At 38.5% G+C, this 19,221-nt stretch carries 25 protein-coding genes; 3 read left to right on the top strand and 22 right to left on the bottom strand.

All coding sequences use genetic code 11. The features are described 5' to 3' along the window. Positions 1 to 94 precede the first annotated feature (94 nt). Positions 95 to 1,570, bottom strand: a complete 1,476-nt coding sequence (locus MKX82_RS00900) for a PH domain-containing protein (RefSeq protein WP_341074538.1) — start codon at positions 1,568 to 1,570, stop codon at positions 95 to 97. Beyond that, positions 1,567 to 2,061 carry a PH domain-containing protein gene (locus MKX82_RS00895; protein WP_233318723.1) on the bottom strand — a complete coding sequence of 165 codons (495 nt, stop codon included), beginning with the start codon at positions 2,059 to 2,061 and terminating at the stop codon, positions 1,567 to 1,569. The genes MKX82_RS00900 and MKX82_RS00895 overlap by 4 nt, the downstream gene beginning before the upstream one ends. Before the next feature lie 327 nt (positions 2,062 to 2,388). Between MKX82_RS00895 and MKX82_RS00890 the strand changes: the two genes are divergently transcribed. From MKX82_RS00890 to MKX82_RS00880, 3 genes are all read left to right on the top strand, one after another. Next, the gene (locus MKX82_RS00890) at positions 2,389 to 4,917 is read left to right on the top strand and encodes a LamG-like jellyroll fold domain-containing protein (RefSeq protein ID WP_445738821.1); all 2,529 of its coding nucleotides are present in this window, start codon (positions 2,389 to 2,391) and stop codon (positions 4,915 to 4,917) included. A gap of 365 nt (positions 4,918 to 5,282) precedes the next feature. Beyond that, complete coding sequence (locus tag MKX82_RS00885) at positions 5,283 to 5,543, top strand: WXG100 family type VII secretion target (protein ID WP_341079336.1); 261 nt, start codon at positions 5,283 to 5,285, stop codon at positions 5,541 to 5,543. Between the two features lie 68 nt (positions 5,544 to 5,611). Then, entirely contained in the window at positions 5,612 to 5,791 is a 180-nt protein-coding gene (locus tag MKX82_RS00880) for a hypothetical protein (RefSeq protein ID WP_233318719.1), read from the top strand. Between the two features lie 589 nt (positions 5,792 to 6,380). Here the strand turns inward: MKX82_RS00880 and rpsI are convergent. The 20 genes from rpsI to rpsH form a co-directional block, all read right to left on the bottom strand. Next, positions 6,381 to 6,773, bottom strand: a complete 393-nt coding sequence (gene rpsI / locus MKX82_RS00875) for a 30S ribosomal protein S9 (RefSeq protein ID WP_150911003.1) — start codon at positions 6,771 to 6,773, stop codon at positions 6,381 to 6,383. Positions 6,774 to 6,794: 21 nt separating this feature from the next. After that, on the bottom strand, positions 6,795 to 7,232 hold the full coding sequence (gene rplM, locus MKX82_RS00870) for a 50S ribosomal protein L13 (protein ID WP_127742459.1): 438 nt from the start codon (positions 7,230 to 7,232) through the stop codon (positions 6,795 to 6,797). 206 nt (positions 7,233 to 7,438) lie between these two features. Beyond that, the gene (gene truA / locus MKX82_RS00865; RefSeq protein WP_341074534.1) at positions 7,439 to 8,176 is read right to left on the bottom strand and encodes a tRNA pseudouridine(38-40) synthase TruA; all 738 of its coding nucleotides are present in this window, start codon (positions 8,174 to 8,176) and stop codon (positions 7,439 to 7,441) included. Between the two features lie 12 nt (positions 8,177 to 8,188). Then, positions 8,189 to 8,986, bottom strand: coding sequence for an energy-coupling factor transporter transmembrane component T family protein (locus MKX82_RS00860; protein WP_237940542.1), 798 nt, complete (start codon positions 8,984 to 8,986; stop codon positions 8,189 to 8,191). Beyond that, complete coding sequence (locus tag MKX82_RS00855; protein WP_233318713.1) at positions 8,983 to 9,855, bottom strand: energy-coupling factor ABC transporter ATP-binding protein; 873 nt, start codon at positions 9,853 to 9,855, stop codon at positions 8,983 to 8,985. The genes MKX82_RS00860 and MKX82_RS00855 overlap by 4 nt, the downstream gene beginning before the upstream one ends. Beyond that, positions 9,831 to 10,670 carry an energy-coupling factor ABC transporter ATP-binding protein gene (locus MKX82_RS00850; protein WP_237940541.1) on the bottom strand — a complete coding sequence of 280 codons (840 nt, stop codon included), beginning with the start codon at positions 10,668 to 10,670 and terminating at the stop codon, positions 9,831 to 9,833. The genes MKX82_RS00855 and MKX82_RS00850 overlap by 25 nt, the downstream gene beginning before the upstream one ends. A gap of 398 nt (positions 10,671 to 11,068) precedes the next feature. Further along, positions 11,069 to 11,431 carry a 50S ribosomal protein L17 gene (rplQ, locus tag MKX82_RS00845; protein WP_127742449.1) on the bottom strand — a complete coding sequence of 121 codons (363 nt, stop codon included), beginning with the start codon at positions 11,429 to 11,431 and terminating at the stop codon, positions 11,069 to 11,071. A 59-nt stretch (positions 11,432 to 11,490) separates the two neighbouring features. Beyond that, complete coding sequence (locus MKX82_RS00840; protein ID WP_233318741.1) at positions 11,491 to 12,435, bottom strand: DNA-directed RNA polymerase subunit alpha; 945 nt, start codon at positions 12,433 to 12,435, stop codon at positions 11,491 to 11,493. A gap of 177 nt (positions 12,436 to 12,612) precedes the next feature. Then, on the bottom strand, positions 12,613 to 13,002 hold the full coding sequence (gene rpsK, locus MKX82_RS00835; RefSeq protein ID WP_233318710.1) for a 30S ribosomal protein S11: 390 nt from the start codon (positions 13,000 to 13,002) through the stop codon (positions 12,613 to 12,615). A 21-nt stretch (positions 13,003 to 13,023) separates the two neighbouring features. Beyond that, positions 13,024 to 13,389: a 30S ribosomal protein S13 gene (gene rpsM / locus MKX82_RS00830; RefSeq protein ID WP_127742447.1), complete on the bottom strand. Its 366-nt coding sequence runs from the start codon at positions 13,387 to 13,389 to the stop codon at positions 13,024 to 13,026. A gap of 22 nt (positions 13,390 to 13,411) precedes the next feature. Further along, positions 13,412 to 13,525 carry a 50S ribosomal protein L36 gene (gene rpmJ, locus MKX82_RS00825; RefSeq protein WP_000868344.1) on the bottom strand — a complete coding sequence of 38 codons (114 nt, stop codon included), beginning with the start codon at positions 13,523 to 13,525 and terminating at the stop codon, positions 13,412 to 13,414. Between the two features lie 37 nt (positions 13,526 to 13,562). After that, positions 13,563 to 13,781 carry a translation initiation factor IF-1 gene (gene infA / locus MKX82_RS00820; RefSeq protein WP_016204578.1) on the bottom strand — a complete coding sequence of 73 codons (219 nt, stop codon included), beginning with the start codon at positions 13,779 to 13,781 and terminating at the stop codon, positions 13,563 to 13,565. An 857-nt stretch (positions 13,782 to 14,638) separates the two neighbouring features. Then, entirely contained in the window at positions 14,639 to 15,289 is a 651-nt protein-coding gene (locus MKX82_RS00815) for an adenylate kinase (protein ID WP_233318706.1), read from the bottom strand. Between the two features lie 68 nt (positions 15,290 to 15,357). After that, positions 15,358 to 16,653, bottom strand: a complete 1,296-nt coding sequence (gene secY, locus MKX82_RS00810; protein WP_233318704.1) for a preprotein translocase subunit SecY — start codon at positions 16,651 to 16,653, stop codon at positions 15,358 to 15,360. Further along, complete coding sequence (rplO, locus tag MKX82_RS00805; protein WP_233318703.1) at positions 16,653 to 17,093, bottom strand: 50S ribosomal protein L15; 441 nt, start codon at positions 17,091 to 17,093, stop codon at positions 16,653 to 16,655. Before rplO ends, secY begins: the two co-directional genes overlap by 1 nt. A gap of 32 nt (positions 17,094 to 17,125) precedes the next feature. Next, positions 17,126 to 17,308: a 50S ribosomal protein L30 gene (gene rpmD / locus MKX82_RS00800; RefSeq protein ID WP_233318701.1), complete on the bottom strand. Its 183-nt coding sequence runs from the start codon at positions 17,306 to 17,308 to the stop codon at positions 17,126 to 17,128. Between the two features lie 13 nt (positions 17,309 to 17,321). Next, on the bottom strand, positions 17,322 to 17,828 hold the full coding sequence (gene rpsE, locus MKX82_RS00795) for a 30S ribosomal protein S5 (RefSeq protein ID WP_233318700.1): 507 nt from the start codon (positions 17,826 to 17,828) through the stop codon (positions 17,322 to 17,324). A gap of 24 nt (positions 17,829 to 17,852) precedes the next feature. Next, positions 17,853 to 18,215, bottom strand: a complete 363-nt coding sequence (gene rplR / locus MKX82_RS00790) for a 50S ribosomal protein L18 (protein ID WP_233318698.1) — start codon at positions 18,213 to 18,215, stop codon at positions 17,853 to 17,855. A 32-nt stretch (positions 18,216 to 18,247) separates the two neighbouring features. Continuing rightward, complete coding sequence (gene rplF / locus MKX82_RS00785; RefSeq protein WP_233318696.1) at positions 18,248 to 18,784, bottom strand: 50S ribosomal protein L6; 537 nt, start codon at positions 18,782 to 18,784, stop codon at positions 18,248 to 18,250. A gap of 31 nt (positions 18,785 to 18,815) precedes the next feature. Next, entirely contained in the window at positions 18,816 to 19,214 is a 399-nt protein-coding gene (gene rpsH / locus MKX82_RS00780; RefSeq protein WP_233318694.1) for a 30S ribosomal protein S8, read from the bottom strand. Positions 19,215 to 19,221: the final 7 nt, after the last annotated feature.

Below are 19,221 nucleotides of genomic sequence, written 5' to 3'. Positions count from 1 at the left end.
GCCTTATTAGTATGAACGAAAAAAACAAGAACATTGAAGGAAATATGTACTTGTATACACTTCATTGATTGGGGAACGATAGGAAAAGATGTCACTACTGCTTATCAATGCGAATTTCCTTTGTCCGCATCCTATACCAATAATAAAAGCCAGCAGCTGCTTCATACGGAATATCCGATATTTCAGTATGTACAATTGGCTTTGAACGGTTGACAATATCAATTGTCGCTAAACCAAATCGCTTTTGCCAACGGGACTGTCCTACTTCAATCTCGATTACTTTATTTCTTTTTGTGAGAAATAAGGCCGTTTGGAAGCTGCCTGTTTTCATCTGGATATATTCATCCTTTACTATATAGCGGCTGTTCACGAAGTCCAGAGTTCGTAATAGATAAACAAACAGCAATACGGCAAACGATGCATACCATAAACTTGGTTTAAAAATACATAGAGCAATTAATGATATAATCCATAAATAGCTCGGTCTTAACAACCTTGCTGCTAGCGCGTTCTTCGGCAGGCTAGTCATTTTTGAATGAATTTTGTACTCAGGCAATAATTCATGAACAATTTCATATGCTTTCTCTATCGGCAAAAACGGATAAAGAGAGTTTGTCTTTAAATCTTCTTCCCCTGTCTCCCCTGCACTGACTAACTTGACCTCTGCAAGTTTCAGGATTCTTTTCAAAGGCGATTGGATTACTTCAATTGCTTGCACCTTCTCTTTTAAGATAGAAAATGCAACCTCATCCACAAGTCCTTTTCTAATATAAATTCTATTGCTGTCAGATAATATTTGGTATTTTCCATATCTCCAGTACGTGGAGATTACACCATAAGCAACTGCAGCTATTGTAAAAAGAAACAGCAGTATAGCGATCATCCACCAGTATCTCATAATGCTGCTAAACCAATCCCCCATTTTATTTGTAACAGGGAAAACATCTTCTACATTGGAATAGATAGAAAAAACAACAGGAATTAGTGCAAAAAAACTAAATGATGTAAAGGATGCCTTTAAGACATCTTTTTTTGACGCTATAAAGTGAATCTGTCTGTCATTTGTTTTCTCCACCGTATATTCTATGTTATCCTCAGCCGCTTCATCAAGTACATCCATATACTCAGTTGAAGCTATAGTCTCCAGCCAATCTGCTTCCTTTCGAGAGACAGCAGGCAGTGCAATCGAACCATTATCCCCTGACTCACCAGTTTCCATAGTAATGGAAGAGATATTAAATAACTTATGGATAACAGTAGTGCGTCTTTGAATATTTTGTATCTTATTTAAGTAAATAACCCGCTCTGATTTTTTTATGACACCCGATATAATATGAATAGCTTCATCTTTCACTGTATAACGGTAGAAGCACCAATCAAAGATTATATAAACAATGGCAATAAGTATAAATACTGCAAATAAATACTGTAAAGCTATCCAAACCTTATTGTCTGTGCCAAAATGGATGACATAAAGAAAGAAAATAAATATTATATTGGTTTTAACCAATGTAATGAGGTCCAGCAGCATTTTTACCGGATGCAGCCTTACTGTTCTCCCTTCCATCATTCCACTTCCTTTATTTTTGCATAATGTGCTATCTGATCCCTTAGTTCTCGTGCTTCTTCTTGCGGTATAGCTGGTATTTTATGACTGCTGCCCATTGTGCCGACAGAGATGGAATACAGCTCGTATTTTCTTAATAATGGCCCTTGAATAAGTTCAACAGATTGTACCTTTGTCATCGGAATGAGTTGATGCTGTTTATTCCAGATACCTGATTTCAATTGAATGAACTCTTCATCCACATCATAACGCCAATATTTTTGCTTTAATGACGGTTCAAGAATAATCCCCCAAATTGCGGATAATACTGTTAGCCCAAGAAGCCCAATTATTATCCAGCCTATCCAGTACTTCCAATCAAAATAAACATCTAAATAATATACTATGCCAAGTACAACTAGAATTCCCCCATTTAGGAGAGCTTCCGATATCCGCCACACTTTCATTGCCTTTTCAGAAATACATCTATTCGGTTCCTCAATTTTTGTATACATTCTTCATTCACCTCCAAGCCTTGTAATTGTTATACGGGTGAAAAGCCAGATTAGTTTCTACTATTTCCAAAAAACGTTATTATTTAAGTATTTTTATTCAAAAAAATTAGTAGTTAAAAATAGGCCAATAGGTTCTGTTTTCCTAATTTTGTTAACGTATGATAGATTATGAAAGCGTTTCAAAAATTAAGAGAAAAGGAGTTGATAAAGCCGATAATCACTTAGTTCACCACAACGGAGCTCCTCCCTCATACATAACATCGCCTCTTAGAATGGAGTTGTCCTTTGGCAAGTAATTTTCCATTTCAAAATGAAGGAGATCTGTCAATGAAAACAAATCATATGCGGGTTTTGCTGTCCGCCATTCTAGCTTTTGTATTGATGATTCCCAGCGCTGCCTTTGCAGAAAAAGATAAACAAAAATCCCCTTCTAGCACAAATCCTAGTTTTCAAAATGTATCTGTTCATGATCCATCTATTATCAAGGATGGTGACACATACTATGTATTTGGTTCTCATATTGAAGCAGCCAAGTCAAACGATTTAATAAATTGGGAGACATTCACAAATGGGTATACAACACCTAATAACAAGCTGTATGGAGATTTATCCAAAAATTTAGCCGGATCATTCAAATGGGCTGGTGAAAATGACTCCGACAGCAAAGGAGGTTTTGCTGTTTGGGCTCCGGATGTTTTCTGGAACGAAAATTATGTTAATAAGGATGGTAGCAAAGGTGCTTACATGATTTACTACAGTGCTTCCTCCACATATATACGCTCAGCGATCGGTTATGCAGTTTCTCAAAATATTGAAGGTCCATTTGAATATGTCGACACCATTGTGTATTCAGGTTTCACAAAACAAAGTGCAAAAGATGCTAACAGCAATGTTGATAAAAAATGGGTAAATACAAATATCAGTAACTTAATAAGCTCTAAAGAATTAACAAATGAAAACGACAGCTGGTTTAATGCTGACGGCTCCTATAACAATAATCTTTATCCTAATGCGATTGATGCTAATGTGTTCACAGCTGCTGACGGCAAGTTGTGGATGACATATGGTTCTTGGTCTGGCGGAATTTATCTGCTGGAGATTGATAAGAAAACTGGAAAACCAATTTATCCTGGCAAAGACGGAAAAACAAAGGACGGCAGAATGATTGACCGCTACTTCGGCACAAAAATCGCCGGAGGCTATTACAAATCTGGAGAAGGTCCGTATGTGGTTTATGATAAAAATACGAAATATTATTATCTGTATGTGACATATGGCTGGTTAGGTGCTGATGGAGGTTATAATATGAGGCTGTTCCGTTCCAAATCACCTGATGGTCCTTATGTAGATGCAAGTGGTCAATCTGCAGTGCTACCTGGGAATGTTGACAATTCTCCATACGGAAATAAGGTAATGGGAAATTTCCTGTTTGAACGAAGAATTGGCGATCCAGGAACTGGTATCGGAGTCGGCTATGTATCTCCTGGGCATAACTCAGCTTTCATCGATTCTAAAACTGGGCAGCATTTCTTAGTATTCCATTCCCGCTTCCCTGAAACAGGTGAAATGCATGAAGTACGTGTCCATCAAATGTTCATGAACAGTGAAGGCTGGCCTGTTGCAGCACCATACCGCTACAGCGGGGAAAAGTTAGAAAAAGTGAATAGACAAAATCTTATAGGCCAATATCAGTTCATTAATCATGGAAAAGCTTATTCAGGCGATATTACAGAATCAGTTTATATTGAACTGAATAAAAACGGTAAAATAACAGGAGATGCGACAGGTACTTGGAAAAAAACAAGTCATAACGAAGCAGAAATAAAAATCGATGGCAGTACCTATAACGGTGTGTTTGTCCGCCAATGGGATGAAACGTCCCAAAGCTATGTGATGGCATTTACAGCAATGTCAAACGAAGGAGTTACAATCTGGGGCAGCAAAATGGAAGATAAGTCAGACAAGGAAATAGTCCAGGATGTAAAAACCGACCTAAACCTTGGTGATACAGCTAACGTAGTTTCAAATATATCCTTGCCGACTGAGGGAACCCGTCATACAACAATTACTTGGAAAACCTCTGATTCAAATGTCATATCAGCAACAGGTGCAGTAACACGTCCAGAGGCTGGTGCTGCCAGTAAAGAAGCAACGCTAACCGCAACTATTACAAAAGGCAAGTCCACGACTACTAAAACCTTCGTCATTACTGTTTTGCCATATAAGGAAAATGGCTTGGCAGCCCAATACTCATTCGAAGGTGATTTAAGTGACAGCAATGCACAATTCGGCAGCGGTACAGTGACAGGAAATAGAATTGATAATAATGGTGGAACAATCTCCTATACAGATGGAGTAAACGGAGGAAAAGCAGCAAAATTTGACGGAGCTTCAGGCATCCGCTTGCCAAACGGATTAATATCTAGTGATAGCTATAGTGTTTCTCTCTGGATTAAACCAGAACAGCTGACGCAATACACTACTACTTTCTTCGGTGCAAGAGACAGTAACAACTGGATAAGTCTGCTTCCATATGGCACAGGAAATGGAAGCACAGAAGTATGGTCAGGCAGCTCTACATGGTATGATGCATCTGTCGGCAGCCAAATAAAAACAGGTGAGTGGACACATCTTGCTTTTACAGTTGATAAGGATGCGATTTCCGTGTACGTAAACGGAAATGAAAAATATAAAGGCACAGGATTCCCAAACATATTCACAACGGCTAGCACAAGCTTTAGTTTAGGCGTGAACTGGTGGGACCCACCATTTAAAGGTAGCATGGATGAATTGAAGATTTATGATGGCTCACTTACAGCTGATGAAATAAGCAACCTTGCTCAAAGGAACGAATAAGTGATGGAAAGGCCCGTAAAAAGAACGGGTCTTTCTTCTCTGTTATCTTCCCCATCCCCTCTTTTTATACTTCTAGATTCATTCTTTTAGCAATTCACACCATAAATAAAATAAAGTTCCCAAAGGCAAATGTTTGAGAGCAAGAAATCACTTATAAGGACTGAGGTACGTCCCCCACTATAAAAAAGCAAATATCAATTGCACAAGGTATGAAGGTTACGTTTCCTATATTCATTTCTAATTACACCACTCGTGATGACTTATGGAAGTTATGTGGAAATCATAGTAATATTTACTTAGCCATTATTTTAATCTAAAAGGCCAATGAATAGAAAAGCAAGTATAAAACGAACGGAAGTTTATGAATTCGGAGAGTCCGTGCATTAGCAAAGGTTTTCCATGAATCTTCTGAAATATTAAAATTAGATGAATTGAAATTAATGCAGAGTGTACATGAAAATACAGATCCTTGGACAGGGGAAGCTCGAAGAAAATTTACTTCAATGCTTGATGAGACAGCTACATTATTTCAAAGACTTTCAGACAATTTATTTCAAATCAGTCGAGAATTAGAAAGCTCTGCAAATAATGTTGAAAGAGTTAGAGAAGAGACTGAAAGACAATGACAGTTAGATCGTCTTGCTTGTATTAACGATGAGTAGTAGTAAATTAAATGAATATATAGAGGTGCCATATGAAATCAAAAAATAGAGATCAAAAAAGTTTAGAAAAGGAAGGCTGGATCCTCCCTGATAAAAATAAGAAAAATAAAGATGGTAGTTTGCTCCCCGGTTGTAGTGATATCTTTATTTTGTTCATTCAATTTGGTTTTTTGGCACATCAAACGACCAGTCTTTTTAAGAAGATATTATAAAAAACAACATCATCATTTTCTTTATTTAAGTTAACAGTTTTACAAATTTGACTTAGATTATCAGGTTGTGATTGATCAATATATTTATCCTTATATGACAGATGATGCGAAAACTATGTGGAATCAAAAAGTTAATTTGGACAAACTGTTGAAAATAGCCAAATACGTGCGACAAAAACAAAATATTGATTAACGGTCAATAGCTTAATTACAAAGGATAACCCTGAAGATATATCTTCAGGGTTATCCTTTGTTCAAGAAACAGCAGCTATAAAATAAATGCGCTTATTAAGAAATGCTGATTATCTTAATAATTTTTTCCATTCAGCTTATTTTAATCAGTCCTCGATTTAGAATATCCCGCCAAAAGCTTCTATAAACCAATTGAAGAAGTTTAACCTATATTATTATATAACGTTACTAACTTATAAAGGCCCCCTGCATCATAAATTAAAAGATATTTAAGCTCTAGAATGATTAGATGTGAAGATTTATATTTAGGAGTTAACATAGGCCGCCGTCAGAGATAATTTTCAGACATAAAAAAGACCCTTTCCACAAAAGTGGAAAGGGTCTTTGAAACGCAAAATTAACGTTTTGAGAACTGAGGTGCACGACGAGCGCCTTTAAGACCGTATTTTTTACGTTCTTTCATACGAGCGTCACGAGTTAGCAATCCAGCACGTTTAAGTGTTGGACGGTATTCAGGATCTGCTTGTAGTAAAGCACGAGCGATACCATGACGGATAGCTCCAGCTTGACCAGTGTAACCTCCACCGCTAACGTTTACTAGGATATTGTAGCTTCCAGTAGTTTCAGTAGCTACTAATGGTTGTTTTACAACTTCACGCAAAGCTGCAAATGGAATATAGTTTTCAATTTCACGACCATTGATGATGATTTGACCGTCGCCTGGTACTAAACGTACACGTGCAACGGAACTTTTACGACGACCAGTACCGATATATTGAACCTGTGCCATTTTTTTTACCTCCCTTATTAATTATCCGCGAAGTTCGTAAACTTCTGGTTGTTGTGCTTGGTGCGGATGCTCGCTACCAGCGTATACATGTAATTTTTTAAACATTTGACGACCAAGAGAATTCTTTGGAAGCATGCCTTTGATAGCAAGCTCAAGCATTTTCTCAGCGTAGTTTGTACGCATTTCTAAAGCTGTTCTTTGCTTTAGTCCACCTGGATGCATTGTGTGACGGTAGTAAATTTTATCAGTCAATTTTTTACCAGTCAATTCGATTTTTGAAGCATTTAAAAGAATAACATGATCACCAGTGTCCACATGTGGTGTGAAAGTTGGTTTGTGTTTACCACGTAGAATTGATGCTACTTCACTAGCAAGACGACCTAAAGTTTTGCCTTCAGCATCAATCACGTACCATTTACGGTCAACAGTATTTGAATTAGCCATGAACGTTGTACGCATGAGTTTCCCTCCTGAATGTAAGTTTTTAATTTTTTGTTTGTTTTAATGATTTACGTCTATATGTTCACACAATAAGATTCCGGGGCTTAATGTGGGTTTATAATACATACCATATTATGATATATGCTAGAGTGGCATATGTCAAGAAAATGTTACACCAGGTTTAGTTGTTATGAATATTTCTTGAAAACCTGGCTCTTTCGGCCCTAATAAAAGACCTTCCAAAGATAAAGTCCGTTTGCAGAAGCTGTCTTTCCTGCGGCTTTGCGGTCTTTCTTCTCTAGTATCTCTTTAATGGATTCCGGCTTTCGTTTGCCTCTGCCCACATCTAACAGCGTCCCAATAATAATCCGGACCATATTGTACAGGAAACCATTCCCTTCGAAGCAAAAAACAAGCATGTCCCCTTCTTCCACCAATCTCATGGAATGAATGGTCCTAACCTTATCTTCTTTGTCTGTCTTCATGGAACAAAAACTCGTAAAATCATGTTCTCCGATGAAATACTCCAGTGCTTCCCTAATGGCACCTATATCCAGCTGATATGGGTAATAATAGGCAAAATTACGCTTAAACGGGTCTCTCCTTTCAGAGAGATGAATAAAATAACGGTATTCCTTGCCCTCCACATTGTATCTCGCATGAAAGCTCCTATCAACCGCCTCTATTGTGGAAAAAACAATATCATGCGGCAGCAGTGCATTTAAAGCAAGCTCCCACTTACCTGCAGGAATATCAAGATCTGAATCGAAATGAATAACTTGACCCTTTGCATGAACACCTGCATCTGTACGGCCCGATGCTTGTATCTTAATTTCACTGCCTTTATGAAGCTTTTTAAGAGCTTTTTCAATTTCTCCTTGAACAGTTCGGTCTTTTGGCTGCAACTGAAAACCGCAGTATTCGGTGCCGTCATAGCTGACTATCCCTTTATATCTTTGCATTATTTATCTCCATTATGATTTAAATACAAACAGCAATCCTGCCACTAGCACTAATAATAAAATCATGATACTATCTGTTTGCTTCCATACTAATTGACGGTACTTGGTCCTGCCCTCTCCGCCTTGATAGCCTCTTGCCTCCATTGCAGTTGCTAGCTCTTCCGCACGCTTAAAAGCATTGACAAACAACGGAATTAACAATGGAACAATAGCTTTAATTCTGTTCTTGATTGGGCCGCTAGAAAATTCGACCCCTCTTGCCATCTGTGCCTTCATTATCTTCTCCGTCTCATCCATAAGTGTCGGGATAAAGCGCAGGGAAATAGACATCATTAAAGCAAGCTCATGAACTGGAAAACGGACTTTTTTCAACGGCCCTAGAAGCGTTTCTAAGGCATCTGTCAGCTCGATTGGAGTCGTTGTCAAGGTAAGCAAGGATGTCATAATGATAAGCAGAAAGAATCTTAATGAAATAAGAATCCCCATCCTTAAACCTTCTTCATAAATCTTTATCCATCCGTATTCAAATAAAAGGTTGCCACCTTTAGTAAAGAATAAATGAAGACAGAAAGTAAATAATATAAGCCATAAAATCGGCCTTAACCCGAGATAAATATATCGGAAGGGCACCTTGGATAACAGAATCATCATACCAACATAAACAGCAAGTATAAAGTAGGTAACCGCATTGTTAGCAAGGAAAACGATACATATAAATAAAAATACGATTATCAGTTTAGAGCGAGGGTCCATCCTGTGAAGAAGAGAGTCAATGGGAACAAAACGGCCGATTATCATCTTCCCCATCATTGATTAGCCTCTTTTTTCTTTAAATGATCTGAAACTTCCATAATAAATGTCTCCATGTTTAAATGCACTCTGTCTAACTTGTATCCTAGCAGTGATTCTAATTTCTGTTGAAATCTAACTATATCCGGAACATTAAGACCAATTTCTATTAAACCTTCACTATTTGAGAATATATTCTCTGGTGTTCCTTCTTTATAAACATTTCCTTTGTTCATAATAACTATTTTATCAGCATAGATTGCGGCATCTTCCATGCTGTGAGTAACAAGAATGGTCGTTAAATTCCGCTCTTTATGAAGTCTGTAGAACATATCCATAATTTCTTTGCGCCCTCTTGGATCAAGTCCAGCGGTTGGTTCATCAAGCACAAGCACCTCTGGTTCCATTGCCAGAACTCCTGCAATTGCAACCCTTCTCATCTGTCCTCCAGATAAATCAAATGGAGATTTAGTCAAATACTCTTCAGACAGACCAACTTCTTTAAGCGCCTTTTTTGCTCTTACTTTAGCTTCTTCCTCGCTTACACCAAAGTTCATCGGTCCAAAGCAAATATCCTTTTCCACTGTCTCCTCGAAAAGCTGGCTTTCGGGAAACTGGAAGACGATTCCTACCTTTTGACGAATAGGGGCAAGGTTTTTATTTTTACGTCCAGATTCGATTAGTCTGTCGCCAATTACAACACTACCATTTGAAGGTGTTAACAGAGCATTCAAATGTTGAAGGACGGTAGATTTCCCAGAGCCTGTATGTCCAATAATAGCTGTATATGATCCAGAGGTAATGTTTATGTCTACATCCTTAATAGCCAAAGTTTCAAATGGTGTATTCTCTTGATACTTATAAGCTACTCTTTGAAGTGAGATGTCCATAACTCTGTCACCAACTCTTCTTCTGTCAATGTAATTTTGTCCAGTTGAACTCCCTGCTTACGAAGACCGCTTCTCAGCTTTATCGCAAATGGGATATCCAACCCAATATCAATTAATTCCTTTTCTAACTGAAAGATTTCAGAAGGATTCCCCTCTTTATATATCTTCCCTTCATTCATAATTATGATCCGGTCTGCTCTTGCAGCTTCGTCTAAATCATGAGTGATGGAGATAACGGTCATGTTCTCCTCCTTCAGCTCTTTCATTAATTCCAGCACTTCTTGCCTGCCTTGCGGGTCAAGCATGGAAGTAGCTTCATCCAGCACGATGATGCTAGGTTTCAAAGCAATTACCCCAGCAATAGCTACTCTCTGTTTTTGACCGCCTGAAAGATGGTGCGGCTCTTGATCAAGAAAAGGCAACATATTAACTTTTGATAAAGCTGCTTCTACCCTTTTATGCATTTCTTCTCTGGGGACGGCAATATTTTCTAACCCAAAAGCCACATCATCTTTTACTGTAGTACCTACAAACTGGTTATCAGGGTTTTGAAATACCATGCCTATCTTTCTTCTTGCTTCCCATACTGTTTCTTCAGAAATAGTTACATCACCTATTTGAATTGAACCTTCCGACGAAAAATATAAGCCGTTTAACAGCTTTGCAAGTGTAGATTTGCCAGAGCCATTATGTCCTACTATCGCCACCCATTCCCCTTGCTTTACTTGAAAGGAAACGTTATCGAGAGCTTTTCTTTGTTGATCTTCGTACATAAAAGATAAGGAATCAACTGTTACCAATACTTTATGGTCCATATAATACCCCACTCATTTTTCTTTTGCCAAAAAGAAAACTCGCCTTACGGGCGAGCTTTGAATTGGTTTAACATAAGATTGATATTTTTTATAAAATCCTATGTCCCTGTTACCCAGGTAATTCATATGTTGTAAAGAATCTTATGATATTCCTATTCTTCGCACCCTGAATGCTTCTTTAAAAACGAAAAAAGCCCGCACCCCAAATTCACATTGAATTTATTGAGGTGCTAGAGCTAGACGAGACATTTCTATCTTTTTTTCCTTAATGCTCATCGTAACACTCTGTTTTGGCTTGATAGCATATAGAATGAGACTGCTAAAGAAAAAGGGTACTTGAACAAGTTTGATAGCAATATAAACTGTCCCGCACCCTAAGTTCTTTTAAAATCTCTTTATTATACTAACTCGATAATTACCATTGGTGCACCGTCTCCGCGACGAGGTCCCATTTTCATGATACGTGTGTATCCACCTTGACGTTCAGTGTAACGAGCAGCGATGTCGCTGAACAATTTTTGAACAGCATCTTGGTTTTCTTCAACGTTAGCAACTTCATTACGTACGTAAGCAGCAGCTTGACGACGTGCATGAAGATCTCCACGTTTACCAAGTGTAATCATTTTTTCTACAACAGAACGAAGTTCTTTTGCACGAGCTTCAGTTGTTTCAATGCGCTCGTTGATGATTAAGTCTGTTGTTAAGTCACGTAACATAGCTTTACGCTGTGCGCTAGTGCGTCCTAACTTTCTGTAACCCATGTGTGATTCCCTCCTTTTGTTGTTATTCAAGCAGCTGGGCAATCAAAAACGGCTGTTTATCAGTCGTCTTTTCTCAGGCCTAAACCTAGCTCTTCCAGTTTATGCTTAACTTCTTCCAGAGATTTTCTACCTAGATTTCGAACCTTCATCATATCTTCTTCAGTTTTATTTGCCAATTCTTGTACTGTATTAATGCCAGCACGTTTTAGGCAGTTATAAGAACGAACAGATAGATCAAGCTCTTCAATCGTCATCTCAAGAACTTTTTCTTTTTGATCTTCTTCTTTTTCTACCATTATCTCAGCATTTTGTGCTTCATCAGTTAAACCAACGAAGATGTTTAAATGCTCTGTCAAAATCTTTGCACCAAGTGCAATAGCATCTTGAGGACCTGTACTACCGTCAGTCCAAACGTCAAATGTTAGTTTATCATAATTAGTCAATTGACCAACACGAGTGTTTTCAACTTGATAATTCACTCTAGATACAGGCGTATAGATAGAGTCAATTGGAATAACACCAATCGGCTGATCTTCACGCTTGTTCTGCTCAGCAGGTGCGTATCCACGACCACGCTTAGCAGTTAAACGCATGCGAAGATTTCCGTTGCTGCCCAATGTAGCGATATGAAGATCTGGATTCAAGATCTCTACATCACTGTCATGAGTGATGTCCGCTGCAGTGACAACTCCTTCACCTTGCATATCAATCTCTAAAGTTTTTTCATCATCAGAGTAGATTTTAAGTGCTAGTTTTTTGATGTTCAATATGATAGATGTTACATCTTCCACGACGCCTTCAATTGTTGAGAACTCATGAAGTACCCCATCAATTTGAATGGATGTGATAGCGGCACCAGGGAGTGAGGATAATAGAATACGACGTAAGGAGTTACCCAAAGTAGTACCATATCCACGCTCAAGTGGCTCTACGACGAATTTGCCGTATTTGGCATCATCGTTGATCTCAACCGTTTCGATTTTTGGTTTTTCTATTTCGATCATCAAAATATACCCTCCTTCAAAACGTCGAAACCCCGGCTAACTGAGTAACCGAAATTCCCCATGTTTACGTTCCCGCTTTGTGCACAACAACTGGGTTAATAATTCTGTACGGGCTTTTTTAAAAAGTTTTAATCAAATCCCAGTATAGACAAGGATAAATGATTTTATACAGAAAAATTAAACGCGGCGACGTTTAGGTGGTCGGCAGCCATTATGAGGAACTGGAGTTACATCTCTGATAGCAGTAACTTCAAGACCTGCAGCTTGAAGAGCACGGATAGCAGCTTCACGACCAGCACCTGGTCCTTTTACAGTTACTTCAAGAGTTTTCATACCATGTTCCATTGATGATTTAGCAGCAGTTTCAGCAGCCATTTGAGCAGCGAAAGGAGTAGATTTACGAGAACCTCTAAATCCTAGAGCTCCTGCACTTGACCAAGAAAGAGCATTACCATGAACATCAGTGATAGTTACGATTGTGTTGTTGAATGTTGAACGAATGTGTGCAATACCAGATTCGATATTCTTTTTCACACGACGTTTACGAGTATTCGTTTTACGTGCCATTACTAGTACCTCCTTTACCGATTATTTTTTCTTGTTAGCTACAGTCTTACGAGGACCTTTGCGTGTACGAGCGTTGTTTTTCGTGTTTTGTCCGCGAACTGGAAGACCACGGCGGTGACGAAGACCACGGTAGCAACCGATCTCCATTAGACGTTTGATGTTAAGTGAAACTTCACGACGAAGGTCACCTTCAACTTTTAGTTTGTCAATGATATCACGGATTTTGTTAAGTTCATCTTCCGTCAAGTCACGAACACGAGTATCTTCAGAAACACCAGCTTCTGCCAATACTTTTTGTGCAGTAATTTTTCCGATACCAAAAATGTATGTTAAAGATATTACTACGCGTTTTTCACGTGGAATATCCACACCAGCAATACGTGCCATCTATATGCGCACCTCCTTATTATTAACCTTGTTTTTGTTTATGTTTAGGGTTTTCACAGATAACCATAACTTTCCCACGTCTGCGGATAACTTTGCATTTTTCGCAGATAGGTTTAACAGATGGTCTAACTTTCATTATCCTAACCTCCTTGATAGTACGGAGTGCAATCAGATTATTTAAAGCGGTAAGTGATTCTTCCGCGAGTCAAGTCATATGGAGATAACTCAACCGTTACTTTATCACCAGGTAAAATGCGGATAAAATGCATACGAATTTTACCAGAAACGTGAGCCAATACAGTATGACCATTTTCTAATTCTACCTTAAACATGGCGTTCGGCAAAGTTTCAGTGATTGTGCCTTCAATTTCGATTACATCGTCTTTAGCCATCGAATAAATTCTCCCTTCATTTTAAAATGCGAAATACTTTAAACTAAATATAGCAAAGTGTAGTTCTCTCTTTTGTAACACGATCGGTGTACATCAACTACTCTGAACTGCTCTATAATATACTAATTCGTCATATAACTGCAACTAATTGATTATAACACAATGTTAAACCTTCGTCCGCTAATAATGACAAATTAATAATAAAAATTATAAACTTCCATCAGAATCGACCAATGTGACCACCAACACAGCTAATATTGCTTTTACACTCCGTTATAAAGCTATATTAAAAGTAATATTTCTTGCTAACAGGGTAATATAAAAACACTAGCAAAGTGCTAACTGCGGCTGTTTCACTGCTTTTGTTAATTACTGCAAAAAAAATAGCATGGACACTTCTTCAAGAGTCTAACCGTATTTTTCGCATCACATACACAATCGCTACATGAAATGCCGTAAAGATCTTCGCATTCCGATATTAAAATAAAGAGGGATTACCGATTGCGCACACCTGGTCCTATACCTTATGTCCATAATAGAAAGAATAATAGTTACCTTCTTCACTACTAGATAAAAAAGCAATTCAAGCGGAGCTACCATGAAATCCAAAATACTCTGCACCAATTATCATAAATTGATTATTCTTCTAACTCACATAAACATTAAAATTCATATTTATGCTTTATTTGTTACAGATATAACCATAGGAATTATTATACCTTTTGAAAAAAGGAAATGCATCATGTTTAGGAATAAACTCCTTAGCCATTTCATCCCAATTCTTCTATTTTATTCTCTGATTTAAGTCCATGCTAGATTCAGATTAGTCTAAGCAAAAGTGTTTTATGAATTTAGGATTACTTAAGAGTACTTAGTAATTCATCCAGATCTGAGAATACTTTTGAAATATCTTGTTGGCCATTGAAGTTTTTCAAGTAGCCTTTTGACTCATAAAAATCAAGTAATGGTTGAGATTGTTTGATGTTAACATCCAAACGGTTTTTGACAGTAGCTTCATTATCATCTGCGCGTTGATATAACTCACCGCCACAGCGATCGCATGTATCTTCTTTAGCAGGCGGGTTGAACACCAAATGGTATGTCGCTCCGCAAGACTTACAAATACGGCGTCCTGTCAGTCTTTCCATTAATATTTCTTGATCGACTTGAACATTGATTACATAATCAAGTCTTTTTTCTAAATCAGACAAAATGGATTCTAAAGCTTCAGCTTGTGGAACAGTACGAGGGAATCCGTCTAGAAGAAAACCCTTTTCACAATCATCCTTACTAAGTCTTTCGCGAACGATCCCGATAGTAACTTCATCAGGAACCAATTCACCTTTATCCATAAATGATTTTGCTTTTAGTCCAAGCTCTGTTTCATCTTTCATTGCAGCACGGAACATATCACCAGTTGAGATATGAGGGATGCCATATTTCTCGACAATCTTCTCGGCTTGTGTACCTTTGCCTGCGCCAGGGAGCCCCATTAAGACTAAATTCATGCGTATTCCCCCCTAAATAAAGTCTTGCACATAAAATTCAAGGGACAAGAGTCCCCTAAAATTATATGTTATTTTATAAATCCTTTATAGTGACGTTTAACTAGTTGGGATTCTAACTGCTTCATTGTTTCCAGTGCAACACCGACTACGATTAGTAGACTCGTTCCACCAATTTGCGCAGATTGCGGTAACCCGGCAATGTTGATAAAGAACACTGGAAGAATGGCAATAACAGCCAAGAATAATGCACCGACTAATGTTAAACGGTAAAGAACACGAGTCAAATATTCTTGCGTACTTTTTCCTGGTCTGATACCTGGAATGTATCCACCTTGCTTTTTCAAGTTCTCTGAAACTTGTTCAGGATTAACTTGGATAAAAGCATAGAAATAAGTGAATGCAAGAATTAATACTGTATAGATAACCATTCCAATAGGATGCGTGTAGTCGAATACTTTTTGTATCCAAGTTGTTACAGCATTTTGCTCAAAGAATGATGCGATTGTTCTTGGAGTAACCAAGAATGAAACCGCGAAAATAACCGGGATAACTCCAGCAGAGTTAACCTTTAGCGGAAGATGTGTAGATTGTCCTCCAACCGAGCTGTTTCCATTTGTCATTCTTTTCGCATATTGAATTGGGATCTTTCTAAGTGCTTGCTGGATGAAGATTACTCCAACTACAAGAGCTACCACTGCAACTAGAATTAGAAGCACTGTAGCAATGCGCAAGAATAATTGATCACCAGGGTTTTCAAACTGTTGTGCATAAATTTGGTTAGCGATATTTGGAATTCCAGCAGCTATCCCAGCAAAGATGATAATAGATATACCATTACCAACACCTTTTGACGTGATTAGTTCCCCAAGCCACATCAAGAAAGCAGTTCCTGCTGTTAACACAACAGAGATTACCAAGTAGGAACTAAATCCAGGATTAGTAATCAAAGCACCACCTGCAAGGTTATTGAAACCATAAGACATTCCAAAGCCCTGAATGAAGCCTAAGACGATAGTGAAGTATCTAGTAAATTGAGTTAACTTACGTCGACCAGCATCACCTTGTTTAGACCATTCAGTGAACTTAGGTACAACATCCATCTGCAGCAAGCTGACAATGATAGATGCTGTGATATATGGCATAATCCCCATAGCAAGTATAGAAAAGTTGCTAAGCGCGCCGCCGCCGAATGTATTTAGAATACCGAAGGCACTAAAAGCATCCTGCGCTTGTAAAAACTCTGCATTTACATAAGGTACCGGTATGAAAGTACCGATACGGAATATAATCAACATTAATAGGGTGAATATGATTTTACGTCTTATTTCACCCACGCGCATAAAATTGGAGATTGTCTGAAACATTAAATCACCTCAGTTTGACCGCCGGCAGCTTCAATAGCTTCCTTTGCAGCAGAGGAGAATTTATGTGCTTTAACAGTAAGCTTTTTCTCAACTTTGCCATTTGCAAGAATCTTAATTCCTGCTTTCTCGTTGCTCACGATTCCAGTTTCGATAAGAAGTTCTGGAGTCACTTCTGCTCCATCTTCGAAACGGTTAAGAACATCAAGGTTAACAATTGCGTATTCTTTACGGTTGATGTTTGTAAAACCACGTTTTGGTAAACGACGGAATAAAGGAGTTTGACCACCTTCAAATCCTAGTCTTACACCCCCACCTGAACGTGCATTTTGACCTTTATGACCTTTACCAGCAGTCTTACCAGTACCTGAACCGATACCACGACCGACACGCTTACGTTCTTTACGAGAACCTTCTGCAGGTTTTAATTCATGAAGTTTCATATTGGCACCTCCTTATTGAAGAAGAATGATTTTTAGTTTTCTTTAACAGATACTAAATGTGATACTTTAGTGATCATGCCGCGGATAGCAGCATTATCTTGTTGTTGTACTGTTTGGTTTACTTTACGCAAACCTAACGCTTTAACTGTTTCGCGTTGGTCTTGAGGACGACCAATAACGCTTTTAGTGAGGGTAATTTCCAGTTTGTTTGCCATCTAATTTCCCTCCTTATCCTAACAGTTCTTCTACTGATTTACCACGTAACTTCGCTACGTCTTCAGCACGTTTTAATTGTTTTAAACCGTCTAAAGTTGCACGAACCATGTTAATTGGTGTGTTTGTACCTAAAGATTTAGATAGGATATCAGCAACACCAGCTAACTCAAGCACTGCACGTACTGGACCACCAGCGATAACACCAGTACCTTCAGAAGCAGGTTTTAGCAAGATTTCACCAGCACCGAAATGTCCGATAATTTCGTGTGGGATTGTTGTACCAACCATAGGTACTTCCACAAGATTTTTCTTCGCATCTTCAACTGCTTTGCGGATTGCATCTGGTACCTCTTGAGCTTTACCAGTACCAAAACCAACATTGCCGTTTTTATCTCCAACTACTACAAGTGCAGAGAAACGGAAACGACGTCCACCTTTAACAACTTTCGCTACACGGTTGATAGTAACAACGCGTTCTTCAAGTTCAAGTTTGTTTGGATCAATACTACGACTACGCATCTATTTTTGTCCCTCCTTTGACTATTAAAATTCTAAGCCGTTCTCACGAGCAGCATCAGCTAAAGCTTTTACGCGACCATGATATAAATATCCACCGCGGTCAAAAACAACTGATTTAACACCTTTTTCTACAGCACGTTTAGCTACTAATTCACCGATCTTAACAGCAGCATCAAGGTTGCTAGCAGATTCTAAGTTAAGCTCTTTATCTAAAGTAGATGCGCTAGCGATTGTTACGCCATTAACATCATCAATAAGTTGAGCGTAAATGTGTTTGTTTGAACGGAACACATTTAGACGAGGACGAGCTTGAGTACCGCTTAGTTTAGAACGCACACGTGCGTGTCTTTTTTTACGGGTTTCATTCTTGTCAGCCTTCGTAATCATTCAGGTCACTCCTTTCGTTTACCTATCCGGCATTACTTACCTGTTTTACCTTCTTTTCTACGTACGAATTCGCCTTCGTAACGAATACCTTTACCTTTGTAAGGCTCTGGTGGGCGAACGTCACGGATGTTAGCAGCAAGTGCTCCAACGCGCTCTTTGCTAGTACCTTTTACAACTACTTTAGTTGCAGAAGGAACTTCGATTTCGATTCCTGCTTCTGGTTCGATCTCAACTGGGTGAGAGTAACCTACGTTAAGAACAAGTTTGTTTCCTTGTTTTTGAGCACGGTAACCTACACCGATTAGTTCAAGACCTCTTTCAAAGCCTTTAGAAACACCTTCCACCATGTTAGATAACAAAGCGCGAGTTGTTCCGTGCAATGCACGATGTTCCTTCGCATCTGAAGGACGAGTAACGTTAATCACGTTCTCTTCAACGTTGATTGCGATATCAGAGTTAAAAGTACGAGTTAATTCGCCTTTAGGACCTTTAACCGTTACAGTACTGTTATCAATAGTAACTGTAACACCTGCTGGTACTTCGACTGGTTTTTTACCTACACGAGACATTTAGTTGCACCTCCATTCATTTAAACCTATATTACCAAACGTATGCTAAAACTTCTCCGCCAACTTGTTTAGCGCGAGCTTCTTTATCAGTAAGTACTCCTTGAGAAGTAGAAACTAGTGCGATTCCAAGACCGTTTAGTACGCGTGGTACTTCAGTTGCTTTCGCATATACGCGAAGACCAGGTTTACTAATACGTTTAAGTCCAGTAATTACACGCTCGTTGCTAGAACCGTATTTAAGGAAAATGCGGATGATTCCTTGTTTGTTATCTTCAATATATTCAACATCACGGATGAAACCTTCACGCTTCAAGATTTCAGCGATTTCTTTTTTCACATTAGAAGCAGGTACCTCTAATTTTTCGTGACGTACCATATTCGCATTACGGATTCTTGTAAGCAAATCTGCAATTGGATCTGTCATAACCATTGTTTTA

This window comes from Niallia sp. FSL R7-0271, from assembly GCF_038005785.1.
Classification (GTDB): domain Bacteria; phylum Bacillota; class Bacilli; order Bacillales; family Cytobacillaceae; genus Niallia.
This window is presented reverse-complemented; position numbering and strand designations above follow the sequence as displayed.

What these genes read in the sequence shown, in the direction of transcription:
- truA (WP_341074534.1), bottom strand. Translation starts at nt 8,176, where the DNA reads ATGCAAAGATATAAAGGGATAGTCAGCTATGACGGCACCGAATACTGC.
- MKX82_RS00855 (WP_233318713.1), bottom strand. Translation starts at nt 9,855, where the DNA reads ATGGACATCTCACTTCAAAGAGTAGCTTATAAGTATCAAGAGAATACA.
- secY (WP_233318704.1), bottom strand. Translation starts at nt 16,653, where the DNA reads ATGTTTCAGACAATCTCCAATTTTATGCGCGTGGGTGAAATAAGACGT.
- MKX82_RS00840 (WP_233318741.1), bottom strand. Translation starts at nt 12,435, where the DNA reads ATGATCGAAATAGAAAAACCAAAAATCGAAACGGTTGAGATCAACGAT.
- MKX82_RS00850 (WP_237940541.1), bottom strand. Translation starts at nt 10,670, where the DNA reads ATGGACCATAAAGTATTGGTAACAGTTGATTCCTTATCTTTTATGTAC.
- rpsH (WP_233318694.1), bottom strand. Translation starts at nt 19,214, where the DNA reads ATGGTTATGACAGATCCAATTGCAGATTTGCTTACAAGAATCCGTAAT.
- rplF (WP_233318696.1), bottom strand. Translation starts at nt 18,784, where the DNA reads ATGTCTCGTGTAGGTAAAAAACCAGTCGAAGTACCAGCAGGTGTTACA.
- rplO (WP_233318703.1), bottom strand. Translation starts at nt 17,093, where the DNA reads ATGAAACTTCATGAATTAAAACCTGCAGAAGGTTCTCGTAAAGAACGT.
- rpsM (WP_127742447.1), bottom strand. Translation starts at nt 13,389, where the DNA reads ATGGCACGTATTGCTGGTGTGGATATTCCACGTGAAAAACGCGTAGTA.
- rpsI (WP_150911003.1), bottom strand. Translation starts at nt 6,773, where the DNA reads ATGGCACAGGTTCAATATATCGGTACTGGTCGTCGTAAAAGTTCCGTT.
- rplQ (WP_127742449.1), bottom strand. Translation starts at nt 11,431, where the DNA reads ATGGGTTACAGAAAGTTAGGACGCACTAGCGCACAGCGTAAAGCTATG.
- MKX82_RS00900 (WP_341074538.1), bottom strand. Translation starts at nt 1,570, where the DNA reads ATGATGGAAGGGAGAACAGTAAGGCTGCATCCGGTAAAAATGCTGCTG.
- MKX82_RS00880 (WP_233318719.1), top strand. Translation starts at nt 5,612, where the DNA reads ATGAAATCAAAAAATAGAGATCAAAAAAGTTTAGAAAAGGAAGGCTGG.
- rpsE (WP_233318700.1), bottom strand. Translation starts at nt 17,828, where the DNA reads ATGCGTAGTCGTAGTATTGATCCAAACAAACTTGAACTTGAAGAACGC.
- MKX82_RS00895 (WP_233318723.1), bottom strand. Translation starts at nt 2,061, where the DNA reads ATGTATACAAAAATTGAGGAACCGAATAGATGTATTTCTGAAAAGGCA.
- rpsK (WP_233318710.1), bottom strand. Translation starts at nt 13,002, where the DNA reads ATGGCACGTAAAACGAATACTCGTAAACGTCGTGTGAAAAAGAATATC.
- rplR (WP_233318698.1), bottom strand. Translation starts at nt 18,215, where the DNA reads ATGATTACGAAGGCTGACAAGAATGAAACCCGTAAAAAAAGACACGCA.
- infA (WP_016204578.1), bottom strand. Translation starts at nt 13,781, where the DNA reads ATGGCTAAAGACGATGTAATCGAAATTGAAGGCACAATCACTGAAACT.
- MKX82_RS00815 (WP_233318706.1), bottom strand. Translation starts at nt 15,289, where the DNA reads ATGAATTTAGTCTTAATGGGGCTCCCTGGCGCAGGCAAAGGTACACAA.
- rplM (WP_127742459.1), bottom strand. Translation starts at nt 7,232, where the DNA reads ATGCGTACAACGTTCATGGCTAATTCAAATACTGTTGACCGTAAATGG.
- rpmD (WP_233318701.1), bottom strand. Translation starts at nt 17,308, where the DNA reads ATGGCAAACAAACTGGAAATTACCCTCACTAAAAGCGTTATTGGTCGT.
- rpmJ (WP_000868344.1), bottom strand. Translation starts at nt 13,525, where the DNA reads ATGAAAGTTAGACCATCTGTTAAACCTATCTGCGAAAAATGCAAAGTT.
- MKX82_RS00890 (WP_445738821.1), top strand. Translation starts at nt 2,389, where the DNA reads ATGAAAACAAATCATATGCGGGTTTTGCTGTCCGCCATTCTAGCTTTT.
- MKX82_RS00860 (WP_237940542.1), bottom strand. Translation starts at nt 8,986, where the DNA reads ATGATGGGGAAGATGATAATCGGCCGTTTTGTTCCCATTGACTCTCTT.